We start from the raw sequence: 16,045 nt of genomic DNA, 5'->3' as shown, positions 1-16,045 counted from the left end.
GTTTTCGCATTTTTTAAATCATATACATGCCGCCATTGACATGTAACGTTTCACCGGTGATGTAGCTGGCCTCGTCAGAGGCTAAAAATGCAACAGCGCTGGCGATTTCTTTAGCTTCCCCAAGCCGGCTAGCCGGAACCTGAGTCAAAATGCCTGCGCGTTGATCTTCTGTCAACGCCCGTGTCATGTCCGTCTCAATAAAGCCAGGAGCCACGACGTTGACCGTAATGCCACGTGAAGCGATCTCACGTGCCAAAGACTTACTAAAACCAATCAGACCGGCTTTAGCCGCCGCGTAGTTAGCCTGCCCTGCATTCCCCATGGTGCCAACAACGGAACCGATAGAGATGATACGGCCAAACCGCTTTTTCATCATAGCTCGCATTACCGCTTTTGACAGACGGAATACGGAAGTCAGATTGGTGTCCAGGATATCCTGCCACTCCTCATCCTTCATTCGCATCAGCAGGTTATCACGCGTAATCCCGGCATTATTCACTAAAATGTCGATTTCGCCAAATTCTGCACGAATCGAGGTCAAAACGTTGTCGATAGATTGAGCATCAACCACGTTCAGCATATAGCCTTTGCCGTTCTCACCCAGATAGCTGCTGATGGCTTCAGCACCGCTCTCGCTGGTAGCGGTGCCGATAACCTTGGCGCCACGTGCAACAAACAACTCTGCAATAGCCCGGCCAATACCGCGGCTTGCGCCGGTGACCAGGACAATTTTCCCTTCGAAGCTCATGGTTATCCTCTTTTACTGTTCCAACGCCGCAGACAGGCTGGCAGTATCGTTAACCGCTGCCGCCGTCAAAGTGTCGACAATGCGTTTGGTCAGGCCGGTCAGCACTTTGCCTGGGCCCACTTCCAGCAGCAGAGTCACACCCTCTGCCGCCATAAATTCTACGCTTTCCGTCCAGCGCACCGGGCTGTACAGTTGGCGAACCAACGCACTGCGGATAGCTTCTGGCGCGGTTTCTGCGCGTACATCAACGTTATTGACTACCGGGACTAACGGCGCGTTGAAGGTGATGTCTTGCAACGCTACAGCCAGCTTATCGGCAGCCGGTTTCATCAGTGCGCAGTGCGAAGGCACGCTCACCGGCAACGGCAGTGCACGTTTGGCACCGGCCGCCTTGCAAGCTGCGCCTGCACGCTCAACCGCTTCTTTGTTGCCCGCGATAACGACCTGCCCCGGAGAGTTGAAGTTCACCGGTGAAACTACCTGGCCTTGAGCAGACTCCTCACAGGCTTTGGCAATCGAGGCATTATCCAGACCGATGATGGCGTACATGGCACCGGTACCTTCTGGTACCGCTTCCTGCATCAGCTTGCCGCGCAACTCGACCAAACGGATAGCCGCAGCAAAATCCAGCACACCGGCACACACCAGCGCCGAGTATTCACCCAGGCTGTGGCCGGCCATCATCACAGGCATGTTACCGCCCTGCTGCTGCCAGACACGGAAGATGGCAACGGAGGCCGCCAACAACGCTGGCTGTGTCTGCCAGGTTTTATTCAGCTCTTCTGCCGGGCCAGTCTGCACCAACTGCCACAGATCGTAACCCAAAGCCGCTGAAGCGTCGCTAAAAGTTTGTTCCACAATGGGAAACTGTGCGGCCAAATCGGCCAACATGCCAACGGTTTGTGAACCCTGGCCTGGAAAAACAAAAGCAGTTTGCGTCATTTTTTTATTCCTGTTGAATCAAAAACGAACCAGCGCCGAGCCCCAGGTAAAGCCACCGCCGAATGCTTCCAGCAACACCAACTGACCACGCTGGATGCGCCCGTCGCGTACGGCTTCGTCGAGCGCCGCAGGTACCGAGGCGGCAGAAGTGTTTCCGTGACGATCGAGCGTCACTACCACTTTCTCCATCCCCATACCCAGTTTTTTTGCCGTTGCGCTGATGATGCGCAGGTTGGCCTGATGCGGAACCAGCCAATCCAGTTCACTGCGGTCAAGATCGTTAGCCTTCAGCGTTTCATCAACGATATGTGCCAGTTCGGTGACTGCCACTTTAAACACTTCATTACCCGCCATGGTGACGTAAGCAGGATGATCCGGGTTCTGACGATCTTTATTCGGCAGAGCCAGCAGATTGCCATAGCGACCATCGGCATGCAGATGGGTAGAGATAATGCCCTGGTCCTCAGAAGCCCCCAGCACTACCGCGCCAGCACCGTCGCCAAACAGGATGATCGTGCCGCGATCTTCAGGATCGAGCGTGCGCGACAGCACATCTGAGCCGATCACCAGCGCATGTTTTACCGCGCCGTTCTTGACGTACTGATCGGCCACGCTCAAGGCGTAGGTAAAGCCAGCACAGGCCGCCGCGATGTCAAACGCCGCGCAGTCCTGAATACCCAGCATCTGCTGCACCTGGCAGGCAGAACTTGGGAACGCATGGCTTGAAGTGGTGGTCGCCACCACGATCAGGCCGATATCTTCTTTAGCCACACCCGCCATTTCCAGCGCGTGAGACGCGGCGTGGAAGCTCATGGTTGCCACGGTTTCATCCGGGGCAGCGATACGACGTTCACGAATACCGGTGCGAGTCACGATCCACTCGTCAGACGTATCCACCATTTTTTCTAAGTCAGCGTTGGTGCGCACTTGTGCGGGTAAGTAACTCCCCGTACCGAGAATCTTTGTATACATGAACGATCAGTCACTCTTGGGTAATACAGCTTCAAGGCGCGCAGCAATCCTGTCCGGAACTTGCCGCTGCACCGCCTGTACAGCCTGTTCGATTGCCACCGCAAACGCGTTTTGGTTTGCAGCGCCGTGGCTCTTGATCACGGTTCCCCGCAATCCTAACAGACATGCACCATTATACTGGTCGGGGTTCAGATGACCAAAACGCCTTGCCACCCTTTTTTGTAACCAACGACCCAACAATTTTAACCACCACGCCTGTTTTCCCCCATCGGAGGATGACTTGAGTAGCGACAAGAACAGTCTTATCACACCTTCCATGGTTTTCAGAGTGACGTTGCCGACAAAGCCGTCGCAGACCATCACATCGGTTTTACCGGTGAGCAGGTCGTTGCCTTCCAGATAACCAATATAGTTGATTGCCTGCGTTTTTTTAAGTACGGCGGAGGCTTCGCGGATATTATCCAGTCCTTTGGTTTCTTCTTCGCCGATATTGAGCAGTGCCACACGTGGCTGCGCGATACCCAATACCTCTTCCGCCATCACTGCTCCCATGACCGCGAACTGCACCAGCATCGTGCTGTCGCATTCTACGTTGGCCCCCAGATCCAGCACCACGGTTTTACCACGCTGTTGGTTAGGTATCACGGTCATCAACGCCGGGCGTTCAATGCCGTCCAACGGTTTGATCAGCAGCTTGGCCAGCCCCATCAACGCCCCGGTATTCCCTGCACTGACACAAGCCTGCGCCTCACCGCTTTTAATCAACTCCAGCGCAATGCGCATAGAGGTACCTCGGCTGGCCCGGATCGCTTGTGAAGGCTTCGCGTCACCGGCAATAACCGATTCGGCAGGTACGACTTGCAAGCGTTCCAGGACAGACGGATCGGCTTTGGCAAGTAACGGGGAGATGACGTCGGGATCGCCGACTAACAGGAGATGAAGCTGTAAATTAGAGGCCAGTGCCTGCAATGAAGCAGGCACTGTGACGCAGGGACCGAAATCCCCGCCCATTGCATCTAACGCCAGGGTTAGACGAGTCAAAGTATCGCTGACTTAGCCGATAACCTTGCGACCGCGGTAGAAACCGTCGGCAGTGATGTGGTGACGACGATGAGTTTCACCGGAAGTCGCATCTACAGACAAGGTGGTGGTGGTCAGGGCATCGTGTGAACGACGCATGCCACGTTTGGAACGGGTTGGTTTATTTTGTTGTACGGCCATGGACCTTACTCCTCGATTACTTACGCTTTAAACTGGCTAATACGGCAAATGGATTTGGTTTCTCCGCCTCAGGAGGCAGTTTGCCAAACACCATGTCCGCTTCGGACACTTCACAGTGTTCAGATTCATGTACCGGAACGACAGGCAGTGAAAGAATAATTTCATCTTCAATCATTGCCAACAGATCGACTTCGCCAAACTCGTCAACTTCGATCGGTTCGTACGCTTCCGGTAATGCCTCAGCCTGCTCATCATTGACGACCGGGCTAAAACAATATGTTGTGTGGACCTGATGCGCAAACGGGACACCACAGCGTTGGCACATCAGCGTTACCGCGACGTCCGCATGCCCTGTTATCACCGCGAGGCGCTGGTTATCAATATCAAACGACAACTGCACTTCGACATCGCTGTCCACACTGACCACGGAGTCGGCAACACGTGTAACCAGCTCAGGCGCATAGGAACCAACATAGTCCAGGCGTTTCTGAGCGGTACGTACCGCATCAATGGTCAAGGGTAATTTTACCTTTTGCATAGGGCGCGCATATTAACTTTGTAACGTCATAGAGTCAAAGAAAAAGGCCCTAAAACGGCACCTTTCACCAATATTCGCTTCCAGAGCGGCCGACAGTTTAAGATGAGCGACATATTTACGCTATGGTTTGTGGAAAAAATTATGCAAAGACTCTTACTCGCCTCAACGTCAGTCTACCGCCAGCAACTGTTGGAGAAGCTGCACCTGCCCTTTATTTGTGCGGCACCGCAAACCGATGAAACACCGCTGCCCGGTGAAAGTGCCGAGGCTTTAGTGCTGCGCCTGGCGGCGGCCAAGGCTCAGGCGCTGGCTATGGCCTACCCTGATTATCTGATTATCGGTTCCGATCAGGTCTGCGTGATCGCCGGAGAAATCACCGGTAAGCCCCATAGCGAAGAGAACGCCCGCCAGCAGCTACGTAAGGCCAGCGGCCAGCAGGTGACCTTCTATACCGGTTTGGCGCTCTATAATAGCCGTAGCCAACGCCTACAGGTGATGTGTGAACCTTTCCACGTTCATTTCCGTGCCTTGAGCGAAGTGGAAATCGAAACCTATGTGCGCCTGGAACAGCCGCTCAACTGCGCAGGCAGCTTCAAGAGTGAAGGTTTGGGGATTGCGCTGTTTGATAAGTTGGAGGGCCGCGACCCGAATGCGTTGATTGGCCTGCCGCTGATCGCATTGTTGGAAATGTTGCGGGCTGAAGGGGTCAACCCGCTGGTATAAACTTATTTTTTGGCTGCGGCGGTCCGTTGGCGCAATACCTGCAGGCAATGACGCAGCTCGTCATCCATCGGCGCTTCGATGCGCATCGTTTCGCCGGTGGCAGGATGTTCAAAGCGCAGCGCTGCCGCATGCAGGAACAGGCGTTTCAGGCCGGTGCCCGCCAATTGGCGATCGAACTCCCGGTCACCATAACGGTCATCAAAGGCGATCGGATGCCCAGCATGCAAGGTATGCACACGAATCTGGTGGGTACGCCCGGTGATCGGGCTGGCCTTCACCAGCGTGGCATGTTCAAAGCGCTCTTCGATCTTGAAGCGGGTCTCCGAAGGTTTGCCTTCGCTGTTGACGCGGACAATGCGCTCCCCGCTCTGCAAAATATTCTTCAGCAACGGTGCCTGCACCGCTTTGCAGTGCGACTGCCACTCGCCGCGCACCAACGCCAGATAATCCTTCTGCATCCCCTTGAGGCGCAACTGCTCGTGCAGCGAACGCAGCGCCGAACGCTTCTTGGCCACCATCAACACGCCGGAGGTGTCGCGATCCAGACGGTGCACCAGCTCCAGAAAACGTGCTTCCGGACGTAATGCCCGCAATCCTTCGATCACGCCAAAACTCAGGCCACTGCCGCCATGCACCGCCGTTCCCGAAGGTTTGTTGAGTAGCAACAGGTGATCGTCCTCATAAAGGATGCAATCCGCCAGGGCAGCAACTTTATCCAGCTTGGCAGAAACCGGCGCATCTTCACGCTCGGCGACCCGAACCGGAGGAATGCGCACCACGTCGCCCGCCGCCAGTTTATATTCAGCCTTGATGCGGCCTTTATTGACCCGCACCTCGCCTTTGCGCACGATGCGATAAATCATGCTCTTCGGCACGCCTTTCAGGCGGGCAAGCAAAAAATTGTCGATTCTCTGACCGGCTTCATCGTCAGAAATCGTCACTAATTGTACTGCGGGAATGTTCGTTTTCATGGGGCGGGATTCTAAATAGAGCGCGTCAATAGCGCCACCTCTTTTTATGTGCTTAACTGTCTCTCAGACTGTGAAAGAAACGCCAGCGAACAATAAGGCAGCAAGCCAGGTTGATCGTTTGCGGTTTCCGCCACAGTTAGCGCAAAGTCACCTTGCTATAAAGGTACTTGCAATGGAATAATGCTGTGACTTTCCGTGCCGATCCCCTTGAAACGAGGAGAATTGCGGAATTATACAGTTTGTCTGGTTGCACAAAAACGCAGCAATGGCGTAAGACGTAATGTGAAATCAAACAATTAGCGGGCTGCGGGTTGCAGCTTGGCCGGCAAATGGAATCAGATCTGTCAACATACATCAGAGGCTATTCCCTGAGTCAAAAGCGCTGTGTTTCACAAAGAAATACAGGCTTACCGAGATAATGCGCCCCTATGCAGGCGACAACCGTGAGGTTGACGGCTTTGCGAGAAGACACGGGGTTTTCGGTTTTAACCTGGCCATGAGGTTATTTTGCCCGCAGCTTTGTCGATAATGTAAAAAAAACGAGTAAGTTAAGATGAAAAGAATGTTGATTAACGCAACTCAGCAGGAAGAGTTGCGTGTTGCCCTTGTAGATGGACAGCGGCTGTACGATCTGGATATTGAAAGCCCTGGCCATGAGCAGAAAAAAGCGAATATTTACAAAGGCAAAATCACTCGAATTGAACCTAGTCTCGAGGCCGCGTTCGTTGATTACGGCGCTGAACGACATGGTTTCCTTCCGCTAAAAGAAATCGCTCGCGAATACTTCCCAAGCAATTACTCTTCCCATGGTCGCCCAAACATCAAAGATGTGCTGCGTGAAGGCCAGGAAGTCATCGTTCAGGTTGATAAAGAAGAACGGGGTAATAAAGGCGCTGCCTTGACCACCTTCATCAGCCTGGCCGGTAGCTATCTGGTTCTGATGCCGAACAATCCGCGTGCCGGTGGTATTTCCCGCCGCATCGAAGGTGACGACCGTACCGAACTGAAAGAAGCGCTCTCCTCGCTGCAATTGCCAGACGGCATGGGTCTGATTGTCCGCACCGCTGGCGTTGGCAAATCTGCCGACGCTCTGCAATGGGACCTGTCATTCCGCCTCAAGCACTGGGAAGCGATTAAAAAAGCCGCCGAAGGCCGCCCTGCTCCGTTCCTGATCCACCAGGAAAGCAACGTTATCGTGCGAGCATTCCGCGATTACCTGCGTCCGGACATCGGCGAAATCCTGATCGACAACCCGAAGGTACTCGATCTGGCCAAAGAGCACATCGCTGCCCTGGGCCGCCCGGACTTCAGCAGCAAGATTAAATTGTACAGTGGCGAAATCCCGCTGTTCAGCCATTACCAAATCGAATCACAGATCGAGTCCGCGTTCCAACGTGAAGTGCGTCTACCTTCCGGTGGTTCCATCGTGATCGACACCACCGAAGCCTTGACAGCTATCGATATCAACTCCGCGCGTGCAACCCGCGGTGGCGACATCGAAGAGACCGCATTCAATACCAACCTGGAAGCCGCAGATGAAATTGCTCGCCAATTGCGCCTGCGCGACCTGGGTGGCCTGATCGTTATCGACTTTATCGATATGACCCCGGTTCGTCACCAGCGTGAAGTGGAAAACCGTCTGCGCGATGCCGTCCGCCAGGATCGTGCCCGCATTCAGATTGGCCGTATCTCTCGCTTCGGCCTGCTGGAAATGTCCCGTCAGCGCCTCAGCCCGTCACTGGGTGAGTCCAGCCACCACGTGTGCCCGCGCTGTACCGGTACCGGCACCATCCGTGATAACGAATCGCTGGCGCTGTCTATTCTGCGCCTGATCGAAGAAGAAGCGCTGAAAGAGAACACCAAAGAAGTTCACGCCATCGTACCGGTTCAGGTTGCTTCCTACCTGCTGAACGAAAAACGTGATTCTGTCAGCGCGATCGAGAAGCGCCAGGGTGGCGTGAAAGCGGTCATCGTGCCAAACGATCAGATGCAGACTCCGCATTACTCCGTGCTGCGCGTACGCAAGGGTGAAGAAACACCAACCCTGAGCTACCTGCTGCCGAAGCTGCATGAAGAAGAAATGGCCCAGCCGCAGGATGATGCGCCAGTCGAGCGCAAACGCGAGCAACCGGCTCTGGCTTCCTTCTCTCTGTCACAGGATGCTCCTCCGCAGGAAGAAGAGCCTGTGGTTAGCAAGCCTGCCGTTGCCGCCAAACCGGCAGTTGCATCAGCCCCTGCTGCTGAAGCCAAACCTGGCCTGTTGAGCCGTCTGTTTGGTGGCTTGAAGTCACTGTTCGCCGGTGAAGAAACGCCAGTGGTTGAAGCTAAGCCGGTTGTAGCTGAGAAAACAGAAGACAGCGACAACCGCCGTCAGGATCGTCGTGGCCAACGCCGCCAGGGTTCTGGCCGTAAAGGTGAACGTGGCGAGCGTAAAGAACGTGGCGAAGGGCGTGACAACCGTGAACGTGGTGATCGTGAGCCACGCGAAAATCGCGAGCCGCGTGAACCACGTGAAAACCGTGACGACCAGCGCCGCAACAACCGCCGTAACGCACAGCAACAAACCGCACCAGCGGCTGCCAATACCGAAGTGCAGACTGAAGAAGCAGCCAAGGTACAGCGCGAAGATCAGCAACAGCGCCGGGAACAGCGTGCCGAGCGTCAACGCCGTCGTCAGGAAGAAAAGCGCCAGGCTCCGCAAGACGTCAAAGTGCCAGAAACTGCGGAAGTCGTTGTTGCCAGCCATAGCAATGACGAAGATGAAGACCGTCATCAGCAGCCAACGCAGCGTCGTCAACGCCGTCCACTCACGCAGAAAGTTCGCGTCCTGTCGGCGGAAGAAGAACTGCATCGCGCCGCTGAAGAGCTGTTAGCGCCTAAAGCGCCAGTTGCCAAGGTAGAAGAAAGCCAGGCTCCGGTAGTGGCTGAGAACGTTAAACTGTTGCCACAGACCATTGCGGCCCAGTCTGAAGATGACGCGCAAGCTGATAACCGTGGAAACGGTGAAAACGGCATGCCACGTCGTTCTCGTCGTTCTCCACGCCATCTGCGCGTCAGTGGTCAGCGCCGTCGTCGCTATCGTGACGAGCGTTATCCGAACCAGTCGCCAATGCCGTTGGCCGGGGCGTTTGCCTCACCAGAGATGGCTTCAGGCAAGGTTTGGGTCAGCTATCCTGTGGCACAAGCCGCCGTCTACGTTGAACACGAAGAAGCTCAAGCGCCAGTGGCGGTAGAAACCGTAGCCGTTGCTGCTGCACCGGTGGCTGTTGAAGCCGCTCCTGTTCAGCCTGTAGTCAACGAAGCGCCAAGCGTAGTTGAAACCGCTCCGGCAGTAGCTGAATCGGTAGCAGCACCGGTAGTTGAAGCCCCGGTTGAAACCGTAGCCGACGTTGTCGTCGCTGCCGAGCCAGCCGCTGTTGTGGTAGATGAAACCGTTGTCAGTGAAACAACTGAGGATGAGACGGTTGCAGATGCCACGGTACAAGCTGAACCCGTTATCGCTGAGCCCGCAGTGCAAGAGCCTGTAGTTGAAGAAACTGTAGTGGAAGCCGTTGTGGCCGCCCCTGCAGAGGCTACTGTAACCGCAGAGCCGGAAGTCGTGTCAGCACAGCCAGAGGCTGCTCCAGCTCCAGTGCAAGAGGCCCCAGTGGTTGCACAACCACAACCGGCACTCTACAAGCATATCGCTACCGCCCCGATGACCAAAGCGCCTGCGCCGGATTATCAGCCGGAAGCCGCGAAGACCAGCGAGTGGCAGCGTCCTTCCTTCAACTTTGATGGAAAAGGCTCTGCTGGCGGCCATGCAGCGGCGAATCAGGCCGCTGCTCCAGCGACCAAACCGCAGCCGGTTAACGACTAAGTTAATCCCTGCCATAAAAAACCCGCCTAGATGGCGGGTTTTTTCTTACTACTGAACACTCATGCCCTTCTTTTCAGTTTGTTAACGCCCAATGCCCAAGTTGCTCTGTTCGCCTAAGCCAACTGATTTCAACTTGTCATTAACTAACAGATGCATCCAAACCGTTTTCCGCTTATCCTTTCACCCCGGCGTGAATAACCCCCGTTTATTCGCTTTTATTAAGATTTTTTGACCGCCGGAGCTCTGCACCATGACCGCACAACCCCAAGCCCTGAAAATCCGCCGCCCTGACGACTGGCATATCCATTTGCGTGACGACGACATGCTGAAAACGGTTCTGCCCTATACCAGTCAGGTGTTTGGCCGGGCGATTGTGATGCCGAACCTGGCCCCACCGATCACCACCGTTGCCGCGGCACGTAGCTATCGTGAACGTATTCTGGCTGCGCTCCCCGCAGAACATAACTTCACGCCGTTGATGACCTGCTACTTGACGGATTCCCTCGCTGCGACGGAGCTGGTCAACGGGTTTGAGCAAGGGGTGTTCACCGCTGCCAAGCTCTATCCAGCCAATGCCACCACCAATTCCAGCCACGGCGTGAGCAATGTGACCGGGATTTATCCCCTGCTTGAGCAGATGCAGAAGATCGGTATGCCGCTGCTGATCCATGGTGAAGTCACCGATGCCAGCGTGGATATCTTCGATCGCGAGGCTCGCTTTATCGACCAGGTAATGGAGCCCGTGCGCCGCCAGTTCCCGGAATTAAAAATCGTGTTCGAGCATATCACCACCCGGGAAGCCGCTCAGTACGTGCAGGAGGGCAATCGTTTTCTTGGTGCCACCATTACGCCACAGCACCTGATGTTTAACCGCAACCACATGCTGGTAGGCGGGATCCGGCCACACCTGTTCTGCCTGCCAATCCTCAAACGTAACATCCATCAGGAAGCGTTACGCAGCGCCGTTGCCAGCGGTTGTGACCGCTTCTTCCTCGGCACCGACTCGGCACCTCATGCCAAACACCGTAAAGAGACCAGCTGTGGCTGCGCAGGGGTATTTAACGCCCCGAACGCGATGCCCGCCTATGCCACCGTATTTGAACAATTAGGCGCGCTGGAGCACCTGGAAGCCTTCAGCTCGCTGAATGGCCCCCGCTTCTACGGCTTGCCGGTTAATCAGGACTTTATCACGCTGCAACGCCTGCCGGTGGCCCAGCCAGAGGAGATCACTTTGGGTAATGAAGCCGTGGTGCCCTTCCTGGCCGGTGAGACCATCAACTGGTCAGTGACAGACTGCTAAATATTTTATTTCTGCTCTTGCCTCCGGCGCCAGTTGACTGTATAAATATCCAGTAGACAGTTCCGGGGGCAATTATGCGTGTTGAAGTCACTATAGATAAAACCAAACCACTGCCGCCGGGGGCTATCGAAGCCCTGACCGGCGAATTCAGTAAACGGGTCAATCGCCAGTTTCCTGACACTACCGTCCAGATCCGTTATGCCGGTGCCAATGGCCTTTCCGTCATGGGCGGTGCCAAAACAGATAAAGACCTGATCGAGGAGATACTCCAGGAAACCTGGGAAAGTGCCGACGATTGGTTCAGTGCAGAATAATTCTGCAATGTCGTTGTTGCCGGGGGTCGCTCTCCGGCTTTTTTGTTTCTGCCGTATCGTCGTTTTGCCTGGAAGAAACAGCACTTGTGGTCTGTAATGATTAGACAACTTATGGTGCAACAAAGGTATAAACAATGGTTCCTGATAAAGACAAGCCCGAAGAAGCGATGACCTTTGGCGAGTTGCTGGCCCTGATCGCCGATCAAAAACGGCGACTGAGCGTACTCGAGGTCGCTTTCTCTTATTTGTCTTTTGGCTTGAATGACAAAGCCAACCAGTTGCTGATCCACAGCCTGAAACTGGAAGCACAAAATCAGAACCGCGATCCTGAAATGCAAAAGCATTTCGCCCATTTGGCAGCCGAATTGGAAAGTCATGCGCACGTGAAACTTCCTCCTGCCGCCGAAGAGTAATATTGTTAGATGACTTAAGCACGGGCGCAGCATGCAGCTGCCCCAACCCTTTACCTAAAACCCCCAGCTATCCACTCCGCTAGCCGATTAATTACGCAAAAAATATTTATTTGCAATAAACCGCAGGAAAACACCCCACGCCAGATCCTGAATGCGTATACTGTAAAAGCTCACCATGAAGGTGAGACACATTGATCCTCGTTAGTAACTCCAGCTAGTCACTACTTGATAAGGGGTCTTTATGGACAGAAATGATGAAGTAATACAGACACATCCGCTTGTTGGCTGGGATATCAGTACCGTCGATGTTTATGATGCCATGATGATTCGCCTTCATTACCTGTCTTCACTAGACCAAACAGCCGAAGAAGCGCAAGTGGATCGGACTCTTTGGCTAACCACAGACGTTGCCCGCCAATTAATCAATATTTTAGAGGCTGGCATCGCCAAGATAGAATCTACGGATTATTTAGACCTTGATCGAAGAAAACATTAACCCATTCACCCTCAACCGCTAAGGCGTCGGCAATTAACCGGCGCCTTTTCTTTTGTATCGACCCGCATCGGTTCATGGTGCATTACCGCCGCCAAACTCTTATCATATCTGCCATCAGCGACACATCAAAGAAAGGACATGGCACGTGGAATATGACTTGATCATCGTGGGTAGTGGCTCGGTTGGGGCTGCTGCAGGCTATTATGCGACAGCCGCAGGCCTTAAGGTCTTAATGATCGACAGCGCTTTCCCCCCGCATCGTCAGGGCAGCCACCACGGCGATACCCGTATCATCCGCCATGCTTACGGCGAGGGCGAAAAATATGTGCCTTTTCTGCTGCGTGCCCAGGCACTGTGGAATGGATTAGAGCAGAAAAGCGGCGACAAGCTGTTTCATCCCTGTGGCGTGCTCACCCTGGGGCCACAAGACAGTGAATTTGTCACCACGGCACAGCGCAGTGCCAAAAACTTTAACCTCAATACCGAGTTACTGAGCGCCGAACAGATCCAACAACGCTGGCAAGAGTTCACCGCGCCAGCGGGTTATGTCGGCCTGTTCGAACCAGATGCAGGAATACTGCGCTCGGAACTGATTGTTGCCAGCTACGTCAGATTGGCCAGAGAAGCGGGCTGCGCCCAACTGTTTAATTGTCCGGTAACCGCCATCGAGCCAATCGAACAAGGGGTTGAGGTCGTGACTTCAGAGGGGCGCTACCAAGGGCGTAAAGCCGTGGTCTGCGCGGGAACCTGGGTCAAAAATCTGTTACCACAGCTTCCTGTTTCACCGGTGCGTAAGGTGTTTTCGTGGTATCAGGCAGATGGTCGTTACAGCGAAAACAACCGCTTTCCGGCTTTCACCGTTGAAGCGCAAGACGGCTGCCACTACTACGGTTTCCCCTCTGAGAATGACGGCTTAAAGGTCGGTAAACATGATGGTGGACAACCGATGGAGACAGCGGATCAGCGCAAGCCGTTCGGCTCCCTGGCCAGCGACGGTACCGAAGTATTCGGCTTTCTGCGCCACTTCCTGCCAGGGCTTGGCGTCTGTCTGCACGGTGAAGCCTGTAGCTATGATATGAGCCCGGATGAAGACTTTATTATCGACACCCTGCCTGACTGCCAGCGCCTGATGGTGATCACCGGCCTGAGTGGCCACGGATTTAAGTTTGCCAGCGTACTGGGTGAGATAGCCGCGCTGTTTGCGCAAGATAAGCCTTCATCCCTGGATATCACGCCCTTCAGCCTGCGGCGTTTCTGACCGTTCAATCCCCTGTTCGCCCCGCTCTGGCCAGCGGCAGGGGAAAACCCCAGCGATATGAATACACCAACCTACTGATATTAATGAAAAATAAGCTATGGACGGAAATATCTTCCTATAGCCACTGGATTTCCGAATTGATCCCACAACCGGGTAAGGCCTATTTTACATAATTAGGCTCTAGCCGTTTTGTATCTTCAACAAGGACGTCACTATGAAACTACTCGTTGTGGACGAATGCTGTTTCACTCGTATTGGGATCGCCAACCACTTTACTGACAACGTGTTTGCGTCAGTAAACTGCTGCCCAGACATCGACACCGCGCTTCCTCTACTGGCCAGTTTCAAACCCAGCCATATTTTGGTGAATCTGTCCAACTACTGCCGCTGCACAACAGACAATCAACTGCTTTCAGCGTTTATCACGGCGGCCTGGCGTGCAACGGTATATATTTATCTGGATGCTCCTTATCCCTACAGTGAAAGCCCGCTGCGTATTGCCAGCAATACTTTTTTATTCAACAAAACCGTGCTACCCATTGCGCTAAAAACGCTAAGTAAAAGCCCAAGTGAGCTAATGAAGGATGAAGAGGCTCATTCGCTTTTCAGCCCGCAAGAATTGACGGTAATGCGCTATTGGATGTCCGAAATGCCGAATTATCGCATCGCCAAAAAATTACAGATCAGCGCCCATACGGTGTACGTGCATAAACGCCATATCACCGAGAAAATAAACGTGCGTAACCGGCTTGAATTTTATTCACTGTATAACATACTGCGTTATTTCTATCCGCCAGAACCCACCACCTTTAAGCCGGTGGGTTCGGCTTCGTTAGAGCTGCGGGCCGCCGTTTAAGCCTTATTTCGGCGTGATTTCGTTTATCTGGCGCCCATCGCCGAGGAGCATGGCCACCTTGCGTCCTCCGTCCATAGTTTCCAACGTGATGCGCGCGATAATGGTCAAGGGGACCGAAAGCAACATCCCCACGGGCCCCATCAGCCAGCCCCAGAAGATCAGGGAAAGAAACACCACCAACGTAGAAAGCCCCAGCCCACGGCCCATGATCCGCGGTTCCAGCATATTACCGATGATCAGGTTGATCAGGATATAACCCGCAGCCACCACGGCCGCATCGGCAAAGCCGTTAAACAGCAAAGCCTGGATCAGCGGCGGAATAGCGGCAATGATCGAACCAATATTGGGCACATAGTTGAACATGAACGCCATCATGCCCCAGATAAAGGCAAAACGAACGCCAACCCAGCTCAAAAAGCCCCAGACGATCAGACCTGTGGCCAGGCTGATGGCGGTCTTGATCACCAGATAGTGCGTGACCCCTTGCAAGGCCCTGCGGATAGTGGCCATCCCTTCGGTGGGATTATCCAGCGCCTGCTGCAGCTTAAAGGGCAAGACCTTTACCTCAAACAGCATAAAGACCACCGTCATCAATAACAGGAAGATGCTGGTCATCGCGCCGGAAAGTTGCCCTAGCAGGCGGGTCACCAGGTTCATGGTGGCGCCAGGATCGACATATTTGACCACCGCATCTGCCGAGAAGGTAATATCCAGATTGAAGCGTTGCGCCTGGTATTGCAGTTCACTCAACTTCTCCAGCATCATGCCCCGATACTGCGGCAAGGAGCGAGCAAACTCATTTAATGAAGCACCCAGCATACCGATCAAGGTCAGCAACAGCAGGACAATGGCAATCACCAACAGCGTCACCCCCAGCGCTCTGGGCACCCGAAAGCGTTCCAGTAGCAGCACCAGCGGGTTTAACACGATGGCCAAGAACACCGCCAGCAGGAATGGCACCACAATATCTGCCGCCGCCTTTATGCCAGCCAGGATCACCACCAGCATGGCCAGCATCATGATCAAACGTAGCTTGCGGTCATTAAACTCGGGTATGCCCATGAAAGTTCCTTGTGTGATACTGGCCCGCCAGGCCATTGATAAATACATGTTAGCAAATTATTCCTTGCTGTCGCAGGCATATCATCCTCAAGTTGCTGAAGGAATTAAATTAATCTTGGTCGACAGAGTGAACAAATAATCGTCGCTAGTCGTTATTCAATTATTTGCCAAGGTTTTTGGTGGTATTTACGAAAAATGACAAAAGCTGACAATGAAGAATAAAGTCGATAGATTTCAATTGGCCAGCATTTCCCCAATATCGCCAAAAAAACACCCTCTCCAACGATTCCTTTGACCAACTTGCCACAACTCAAACAAATCTACTGATTAATATTTTTATGATGTTACTTAGTTAAATTTATTATTGATTTA

General features: G+C 53.7%; 16 protein-coding genes. 8 read left to right on the top strand and 8 right to left on the bottom strand.

Features of this window, described 5'->3' with window-relative positions; all coding sequences use genetic code 11:
- Positions 1 to 13 precede the first annotated feature (13 nt).
- Genes fabG through yceD form a run of 6 tightly spaced genes read right to left on the bottom strand, consistent with a single transcriptional unit; the run spans position 14 to position 4,421 of the window.
- Positions 14 to 748, bottom strand: coding sequence for a 3-oxoacyl-ACP reductase FabG (fabG, locus tag KGP17_RS10720; RefSeq protein WP_021178306.1), 735 nt, complete (start codon positions 746 to 748; stop codon positions 14 to 16).
- Between the two features lie 12 nt (positions 749 to 760).
- Entirely contained in the window at positions 761 to 1,690 is a 930-nt protein-coding gene (gene fabD, locus KGP17_RS10715) for an ACP S-malonyltransferase (protein WP_021804717.1), read from the bottom strand.
- An 18-nt stretch (positions 1,691 to 1,708) separates the two neighbouring features.
- Positions 1,709 to 2,662, bottom strand: a complete 954-nt coding sequence (locus KGP17_RS10710) for a beta-ketoacyl-ACP synthase III (RefSeq protein WP_039995146.1) — start codon at positions 2,660 to 2,662, stop codon at positions 1,709 to 1,711.
- 6 nt (positions 2,663 to 2,668) lie between these two features.
- Complete coding sequence (plsX, locus tag KGP17_RS10705) at positions 2,669 to 3,703, bottom strand: phosphate acyltransferase PlsX (protein WP_071680507.1); 1,035 nt, start codon at positions 3,701 to 3,703, stop codon at positions 2,669 to 2,671.
- A gap of 12 nt (positions 3,704 to 3,715) precedes the next feature.
- Positions 3,716 to 3,883, bottom strand: coding sequence for a 50S ribosomal protein L32 (gene rpmF, locus KGP17_RS10700; RefSeq protein ID WP_004943042.1), 168 nt, complete (start codon positions 3,881 to 3,883; stop codon positions 3,716 to 3,718).
- A 16-nt stretch (positions 3,884 to 3,899) separates the two neighbouring features.
- Complete coding sequence (gene yceD, locus KGP17_RS10695; RefSeq protein ID WP_024485941.1) at positions 3,900 to 4,421, bottom strand: 23S rRNA accumulation protein YceD; 522 nt, start codon at positions 4,419 to 4,421, stop codon at positions 3,900 to 3,902.
- Between the two features lie 141 nt (positions 4,422 to 4,562).
- On the opposite strand from yceD, the gene KGP17_RS10690 reads away from it, so the two are divergent.
- Entirely contained in the window at positions 4,563 to 5,144 is a 582-nt protein-coding gene (locus tag KGP17_RS10690; RefSeq protein ID WP_021804720.1) for a nucleoside triphosphate pyrophosphatase, read from the top strand.
- A gap of 2 nt (positions 5,145 to 5,146) precedes the next feature.
- On the opposite strand, the gene rluC is transcribed toward KGP17_RS10690, so the two are convergent.
- Complete coding sequence (gene rluC / locus KGP17_RS10685; protein ID WP_021178312.1) at positions 5,147 to 6,115, bottom strand: 23S rRNA pseudouridine(955/2504/2580) synthase RluC; 969 nt, start codon at positions 6,113 to 6,115, stop codon at positions 5,147 to 5,149.
- 553 nt (positions 6,116 to 6,668) lie between these two features.
- On the opposite strand from rluC, the gene rne reads away from it, so the two are divergent.
- From rne to KGP17_RS10650, 7 genes are all read left to right on the top strand, one after another.
- The gene (gene rne, locus KGP17_RS10680) at positions 6,669 to 9,974 is read left to right on the top strand and encodes a ribonuclease E (protein WP_223499281.1); all 3,306 of its coding nucleotides are present in this window, start codon (positions 6,669 to 6,671) and stop codon (positions 9,972 to 9,974) included.
- Positions 9,975 to 10,224: 250 nt separating this feature from the next.
- Positions 10,225 to 11,274, top strand: coding sequence for a dihydroorotase (gene pyrC, locus KGP17_RS10675; protein WP_223499280.1), 1,050 nt, complete (start codon positions 10,225 to 10,227; stop codon positions 11,272 to 11,274).
- Between the two features lie 74 nt (positions 11,275 to 11,348).
- Positions 11,349 to 11,588: a DNA damage-inducible protein I gene (gene dinI, locus KGP17_RS10670; protein WP_021178315.1), complete on the top strand. Its 240-nt coding sequence runs from the start codon at positions 11,349 to 11,351 to the stop codon at positions 11,586 to 11,588.
- A gap of 134 nt (positions 11,589 to 11,722) precedes the next feature.
- Positions 11,723 to 12,001 (top strand): hypothetical protein, encoded by a 279-nt coding sequence (locus KGP17_RS10665; RefSeq protein WP_021178316.1) that lies wholly within the window; start codon positions 11,723 to 11,725, stop codon positions 11,999 to 12,001.
- Between the two features lie 241 nt (positions 12,002 to 12,242).
- Positions 12,243 to 12,497 carry a biofilm formation regulator BssS gene (gene bssS, locus KGP17_RS10660; RefSeq protein WP_024485935.1) on the top strand — a complete coding sequence of 85 codons (255 nt, stop codon included), beginning with the start codon at positions 12,243 to 12,245 and terminating at the stop codon, positions 12,495 to 12,497.
- A gap of 145 nt (positions 12,498 to 12,642) precedes the next feature.
- Positions 12,643 to 13,755, top strand: coding sequence for an N-methyl-L-tryptophan oxidase (gene solA / locus KGP17_RS10655; RefSeq protein ID WP_223499279.1), 1,113 nt, complete (start codon positions 12,643 to 12,645; stop codon positions 13,753 to 13,755).
- A 214-nt stretch (positions 13,756 to 13,969) separates the two neighbouring features.
- Positions 13,970 to 14,611, top strand: coding sequence for a LuxR C-terminal-related transcriptional regulator (locus KGP17_RS10650; protein ID WP_037374869.1), 642 nt, complete (start codon positions 13,970 to 13,972; stop codon positions 14,609 to 14,611).
- Positions 14,612 to 14,614: 3 nt separating this feature from the next.
- On the opposite strand, the gene KGP17_RS10645 is transcribed toward KGP17_RS10650, so the two are convergent.
- Entirely contained in the window at positions 14,615 to 15,673 is a 1,059-nt protein-coding gene (locus KGP17_RS10645; RefSeq protein ID WP_094982283.1) for an AI-2E family transporter, read from the bottom strand.
- Positions 15,674 to 16,045 lie beyond the last annotated feature (372 nt).

This window comes from Serratia sp. JSRIV001, from assembly GCF_019968745.1.
Taxonomy (GTDB): Bacteria; Pseudomonadota; Gammaproteobacteria; order Enterobacterales; family Enterobacteriaceae; genus Chania; species Chania fonticola_B.
This window is presented reverse-complemented; position numbering and strand designations above follow the sequence as displayed.

What these genes read in the sequence shown, in the direction of transcription:
- rluC (WP_021178312.1), bottom strand. Translation starts at nt 6,115, where the DNA reads ATGAAAACGAACATTCCCGCAGTACAATTAGTGACGATTTCTGACGAT.
- KGP17_RS10690 (WP_021804720.1), top strand. Translation starts at nt 4,563, where the DNA reads ATGCAAAGACTCTTACTCGCCTCAACGTCAGTCTACCGCCAGCAACTG.
- yceD (WP_024485941.1), bottom strand. Translation starts at nt 4,421, where the DNA reads ATGCAAAAGGTAAAATTACCCTTGACCATTGATGCGGTACGTACCGCT.
- rpmF (WP_004943042.1), bottom strand. Translation starts at nt 3,883, where the DNA reads ATGGCCGTACAACAAAATAAACCAACCCGTTCCAAACGTGGCATGCGT.
- dinI (WP_021178315.1), top strand. Translation starts at nt 11,349, where the DNA reads ATGCGTGTTGAAGTCACTATAGATAAAACCAAACCACTGCCGCCGGGG.
- KGP17_RS10710 (WP_039995146.1), bottom strand. Translation starts at nt 2,662, where the DNA reads ATGTATACAAAGATTCTCGGTACGGGGAGTTACTTACCCGCACAAGTG.
- bssS (WP_024485935.1), top strand. Translation starts at nt 12,243, where the DNA reads ATGGACAGAAATGATGAAGTAATACAGACACATCCGCTTGTTGGCTGG.
- pyrC (WP_223499280.1), top strand. Translation starts at nt 10,225, where the DNA reads ATGACCGCACAACCCCAAGCCCTGAAAATCCGCCGCCCTGACGACTGG.
- KGP17_RS10665 (WP_021178316.1), top strand. Translation starts at nt 11,723, where the DNA reads ATGGTTCCTGATAAAGACAAGCCCGAAGAAGCGATGACCTTTGGCGAG.
- KGP17_RS10645 (WP_094982283.1), bottom strand. Translation starts at nt 15,673, where the DNA reads ATGGGCATACCCGAGTTTAATGACCGCAAGCTACGTTTGATCATGATG.
- fabD (WP_021804717.1), bottom strand. Translation starts at nt 1,690, where the DNA reads ATGACGCAAACTGCTTTTGTTTTTCCAGGCCAGGGTTCACAAACCGTT.
- KGP17_RS10650 (WP_037374869.1), top strand. Translation starts at nt 13,970, where the DNA reads ATGAAACTACTCGTTGTGGACGAATGCTGTTTCACTCGTATTGGGATC.
- fabG (WP_021178306.1), bottom strand. Translation starts at nt 748, where the DNA reads ATGAGCTTCGAAGGGAAAATTGTCCTGGTCACCGGCGCAAGCCGCGGT.
- rne (WP_223499281.1), top strand. Translation starts at nt 6,669, where the DNA reads ATGAAAAGAATGTTGATTAACGCAACTCAGCAGGAAGAGTTGCGTGTT.